Origin of the sequence: Streptomyces sp. HSW2009 (genome assembly GCF_040240285.1) — a bacterium.
Taxonomy (GTDB): Bacteria; Actinomycetota; Actinomycetes; order Streptomycetales; family Streptomycetaceae; genus Streptomyces.
On record NZ_JBEHZD010000531.1, the window covers coordinates 1 to 5,329 of the forward strand.

Below are 5,329 nucleotides of genomic sequence, written 5' to 3' on the forward strand. Positions count from 1 at the left end.
GGACGCGGGGAATGGCGGGACGGTACGCACCGGTCGGACGGGATCACTCCCCCCCCCCCGGCCGCCCCCCCCCCCCCCCCCCCCCCCCCCCCCCCCCCCCCCCCCCCCCCCCCCCCCCCCGCCCCCCCCCCCCCCCCCCCCCCCCCCCCCGCCCCCCGCCGCGGGCCCCCCGGGGGCCCCCCCCCCCCCCCCCCCCGGGCGCCCCCCCGGCCCGCCCCCCGGAAGAGGGGCGGGGTGGGAACCGACCACCCGGTTCCCACCCCACCTTCGACGGTGTGCCGGTGCCGGTGGTCACCCAGCACCGCCGCTGGCCGACCCCGGCACACCGCCACCCTGCACGGCACCGCCCGCCCGGTTCCCGTCCGGCCGGCACGGGGGCGCCGGCGGGAGGGGACGGGGGGGCGGGGCGGCTGCCGGTGGTCTGGGTATGCGTACCGTCACCACCGGCTGCCGTGCCGGGCCGATGAGAAGCCGATTAGAAGTCGTACGGCTTGGCGGTGTTCCAGTTGGTCACGTCCGCGTCCGACCAGGTGAACTTGGAGACGGCGCCCTTGCTGGTGAAGGCGTTCAGCTCGACGGCCGGGCCGGTGTCACCGGTCTGGTCGCGGAGCGCGAGCGAGAGCTCGGTGGAGGTGCGGGTCTTCTTGCCGTCGGCGAAGAGGTTGACCGCGGAGTAGACCTTGGCGCCCGGCTTCAGGACGATCTTGGACTTGCCGCCGGGGGCGTCCTTCTTGGAGTGCGGCAGCACCTTGATGGTGTCACCGAGCATCACGGAGGGGGAGCCGGTCACCCAGCACGGGGTGGAGTCCGCGTTCATGGCCGTCACGAGCAGGTGCTCGCCGAGCTGCTTGGGGAAGCGGTGCAGCACGTCGTACGAGATCTCGTCACCGGCGCACTGGCGGACGCTCTTGGTGGTCGACTTCGAGGTGACGGCCTTCGACTTCTGCTTGGCGCTGGCCACCGAGACCTGGTGGACCTTGCCCTGGGCCTGGTCGGCACCCGGGAGCTGGGCGGCGACGGTGGCGCGGGGGGCCGGGCCGCGGCTGGTCTGGGCGCCGTTGCCGCTGTCGGCGAAGGCGTAGGCGGCGAGGCCCAGCGTCATGGCGGTGGTGACTCCGGCGACGGCGGCGATGCGGGTACGGGAGGTGCGCATTGGGGGTCCCCTGTTTGGGTCGTGGTGGTCATGCCCGGTGGTGGTCAACTCCACCGGTGTCATGTCCGGCGGTGGTCAACTCCGCCGGTGAGAAGAACTCTGCCGGTACCCGCTGCCGCTTCGCTTACGCCTCACTGTCGTCTCACTGACGCTCGGCCGCCACTGCCTATCGATCTTCCCCCGGCGGGTGTCGGCGGAGGTCGGTGAAGGCCAACGGCCGGGCGCGCGAGGGGTGGTGACGCCTTGTGCGACGGCGAACCGGACGGTCATCTTCCCGTTCCGCCGCCGCGCCCTGCACCGGCCGCAACGGGGGCGTACGGGCGACCGTTAACACCCCGCCCGGCCACCGCCCCGGCCTCTTCCGTCCCGCCGCACCGCACCGCACCACCCACCCGGGCGGCACCACCTCGCGGAGCGCCCCGCCGCCTCGCTACTCCGCCGTCCCCAGCCGCCCCACGGCCGCCTCGTACCTGGCCCGTACCGCCGCGTCGGGGGCCACCCGCAGCAGCGCGCCGAGCGCCCGTACCGCCCCGTCGTCGAAGCCGCACTCCTCCGCCGCGCGGGCCGCCTCCGTCAGCCGCCGCACGCCGGCGGCGTGCTCGCCCGTGCCGAGCAGCGCCTCGCCGGCGGCGACCAGCAGCAGGACCCGGGAGGCCGGCGAGTACTCCGCACTGCCGTCGGCGGCCAGCGCGGCCTCCGCCGTCGCCAGGGCCGACTGCCAGCGTTCGCCCTGGAGTTGGTGCATCGCCAGGTGGTAGCGGGCCAGCCGCTCGGTGTGCCGGTCGGCCGCCTCGCGGGAGAGCTCGGCCGCCCGTACGCACCCGGCCTCCGCCTCCGCGAGGCCGCCCAGCGCGGCCTGCACCAGCGACAGGTTGACCAGCGCGGTGGCCTCGCCCCGCAGGTCGCCCGCCCGGTGCGCCAGCGCGGGCGCCGCCTCCAGGTGCGGCAGCGCCTCCTGCGGCCGGCCCTCCTCGGTCAGCACCCCGCCGAGCAGCGCCAGCACCCGCGACTCGGCCCGCAGGTCGGCATCGGCCCGCGCCGCCTCAAGCGCCAGGTGCAGCGACGGCACCCAGCCGTCCCGCACCCGCCACACGATCCGTGGCCACATCCCGAGCACGATCCGCCAGGCCCGCCCCGGCAGCCCGGCGGCCCGCGCCGCACCGGCCGCCCGGGCCAGGTCCTCACGCTCCAGCGCGTACCAGGCCAGGGCCGCTTCCGCCCCGTCGAAGGCGCGCACCGCCGGCGGCGGCCGGAAGTCCGCCGGCAGCGTGAAGCACGGTTCGGCGCCAGGCTCGGCCGCGGACGTAGCGGCGAGCACCGTCGCCACCACCTGGTCGAGCACCCGCACCAGCGCGTCGGGCCCGGCGGCCAGCCCGCGCGCGTACAGCCGCACCAGGTCGTGCAGCGTCCAGCGGTTGGGCGCGGTCCGGATGACCAGGTGGGCGGCGGCGAGTTGGTCCATGGCCGCCTCGGCCGCCACCGGGTCGGTGTCGGCCAGCGCCGCCGCCTCATACCGGTCCACATGGGTGCCCGGGTGCCGGCCCAGGTGCGCGAAGTGGTGGGCGACGTCGGCCGGCAGCCGGCGCACGGTCAGCCGCAGCGCGGCCCGTACCCCGGTGTCCTCCACGTCCAGCAGGTGCAGCCGGCGCGACTCGTCCGACAGTTCGGCGCTCATCGCCTCCAGCGACCACTCCGGCTGGTCCGCCAGGCGCGCCGCCGCCACCCGCAGCGCCAGCGGCAGCCCGCCGCACAGCGCGGCGAGCCGGCGCGCGCCCGCCATCTCGCCGGTGACCCGGTCGGTGCCGAGGACCGCGGCCAGCAGCTCCGTACTGTCCTGCGGCTCCAGGACGTCCACCGGCACCGGGCGGGCCGCGTCCGAGGCGATCAGCGCGTGCAGCCGGCTGCGGCTGGTGACCACCGTGACGCAGCGTGCCCCGCCCGGCAGCAACTCCCTGGCCTGTGCGGAGTCCCGGGCGTTGTCGAGGACGACCAGGAGTTGCCGGTCGGCGGCGAGCGACCGGAAGAGCGCGGAGGCCCCGCACGCCGACTCCGGCACCTGCCGCGGCGCCCCCCCGAGCGCCAACAGGAACTCCCGCAGCACCTCCAGGTGGGTCGGCTCGCCGGTGTCGCTGAAACCGCGCAGGTCCGTATAGAGCAGGCCGTCGGGGAAGGCCGTGCGGTTGCGGTGCGCCCACTGCACCACCAGCGCCGTCTTGCCGACCCCGGCGGGGCCGGTGACCAGACAGACCGGCGACGGGCCGGCCGCCGCCCTGGACAGCGCGGCCAACTCGGGCCCGCGCCCGTGGAAGCCGCGCGGCATCCGCGGCAGCAGGTCCACCGTGCCCGGCAACGGGGCGGGTACGGGGCCGCCGGGGCCCCCGATGACGGCCGCGGCCGGCCGGGACGGCGGGGGCCCGGGCGTCTCGTCGCCCTCGCCGCGCAGCGCCACCGCGTACGCGTCGGCCAGCTCGGGGCCCGGGTCGACGCCGAGTTCCTCGGCCAGCAGCCGTCGCGTGCGGTGGAACCGGTCGAGCGCCTCCGAGCGCCGCCCGGCTCGCTGGAGCGCGGTCATCAGCGCCGCCGACAGCGACTCGCGCAGCGGATGCGCATCGGCCTCGGCCCGCAGCATGGCGGCGGCCCGCGCATGCTCGCCGAGCTGCCCGTAGGCCGCGGCCAGCAGCTCGACGGAGGCCAGCCGCCGCTCCTCAAGGGCCGCGGCGGCGGCCAGCACCGGGGCGCTCGGGTAGGCGCCGGTCAGCGCCGGCCCCTGCCACAGCGACAGCGCCTCCTCGTACAGCGCGACCGCGTCCGCCGGCGCCTGCTGGCTGCGGGCCAGCTTCACCAGCTCCTCGAACCGGTGCGCGTCGAGCAGCCGCTCCGGCATCCGCAGCACGTACGCCGCGCCCTGGGTGGCCAATTCCACACCCAGCGCCCCGGCGTCCGCCTCCGCCAGCAGCGCCCGCAGCCGCGACACATGGCCCTGGATGACCGTACGGGCACGCAGCGGCGGCTCGTCGTCCCACAGGGCGGCCATGAGGTGCTCCACCGGAACGGGCCGGTTGGGCCGCAGCAACAGGGCCGTGAGCAGGCTGCGCCGCTTGGCCGGACCGACCGGCAACTCACCGGCTCCGGTAGCGAGGGACACCGCTCCGAGCAGCCGGAACTCCACTGGCACAACCTCCTGGGGGGAGGGCCAGATTACCGGAGGGGCACGCCGGCACCCGCCCGCCCTACGGGGCACGGGGCCCGCTCCTCAGGGCTCGCCGACCACCCGCCACAGCCCCCGCAGGCGCCTCAGGACCGCTCTCGCGTCACCCCTCGTCACCTGCGCAAACACCGACACGGCCGGGCCGGCGTCCGGCTGCGGAACCCGCCGCTGCGCGGGTCGGCGCCGCCCCCGGGGCCGGCCGTCCGCGGCGCCGCCCGGCCCTCTCCCCGGGCGCCTTCCCTGAGGGCCCACTCGGGGCAGCGTCCGGGTCAGCTCCGGGCCGTCAGGGCCTCGCCCTGCGCACCTGTGGCGGCCAGCCTGGAGTCCTGCCAAGCGCCGCACCCCGTACGGACCGCCGAGCGCGGCCCACGGAGCACGCACTACGGGGCTCCGCAGCCGCAACCGACCGGCGACGGGCGAGCTCGGAACGAGCAGCAGCGGCGCAGGCAAACGGAAGCAGAAGCAAACAGGCAGAAGCAGAAACGGAAGGGGACGCGGGGAATGGCGGGACGGTACGCACCGGTCGGACGGGATCACTCCCGCCCCACGGTCAGCCCCCGCCCCACCCACCACAGCCCCAGGCCCACCACGGGCCTCCGCACGACGCGCGCAGCACATCCGCACAACCCACCCAGTTCCCCACGGAACCCTGCACAGAGTCGAGGCATCCCCATGGCACGCTCCCTCCCCTCCCGCCCCGTGCGCCCGGCGCGCACCGGCCGCCTGGTCTCCCGTACGCTGCTCGGCCTGGCACTGGCGGGAACGGTGGCCACGACCGTGGCCACGACGGGGACCGCCACCGCCGCACCCCGCACGCCGTCCCCCACCGCACAGGCCCCCGCCGCGGACGGCCGGCCGGCGGCCACCGTGCCGGGCCCGCGGCGCGGGCCCCCCGCCCCCCCGGCGGGCCGGCACGCGCTCGTCCGCCCCCGCCCCCCCGGCGCCCAGGCCCCCGCCGCCGGCCACGG

General features: G+C 77.2%; 3 protein-coding genes and 1 pseudogene. 1 reads left to right on the top strand and 3 read right to left on the bottom strand.

Annotation, left to right across the window (positions count from 1 at the left end):
- The 3 genes from AAHZ94_RS27940 to AAHZ94_RS27950 all read right to left on the bottom strand — a co-directional run.
- Positions 1 to 260, bottom strand: a 260-nt coding sequence (locus AAHZ94_RS27940) for a hypothetical protein (protein ID WP_349996286.1), incomplete at its 3' end; no start/stop codon positions are given.
- Positions 261 to 475: 215 nt separating this feature from the next.
- Entirely contained in the window at positions 476 to 1,153 is a 678-nt protein-coding gene (locus AAHZ94_RS27945; RefSeq protein ID WP_349996288.1) for a DUF4232 domain-containing protein, read from the bottom strand.
- A 430-nt stretch (positions 1,154 to 1,583) separates the two neighbouring features.
- Positions 1,584 to 4,322 carry an AfsR/SARP family transcriptional regulator gene (locus AAHZ94_RS27950; RefSeq protein WP_349996290.1) on the bottom strand — a complete coding sequence of 913 codons (2,739 nt, stop codon included), beginning with the start codon at positions 4,320 to 4,322 and terminating at the stop codon, positions 1,584 to 1,586.
- A gap of 711 nt (positions 4,323 to 5,033) precedes the next feature.
- On the opposite strand from AAHZ94_RS27950, the pseudogene AAHZ94_RS27955 reads away from it, so the two are divergent.
- Positions 5,034 to 5,329: pseudogene (locus tag AAHZ94_RS27955) on the top strand (hypothetical protein); the annotation flags it as partial.

Bases quoted from the DNA above. Each gene is read 5' to 3' on its own strand.
- AAHZ94_RS27945 (WP_349996288.1), bottom strand. From the start codon at position 1,153: ATGCGCACCTCCCGTACCCGCATCGCCGCCGTCGCCGGAGTCACCACC.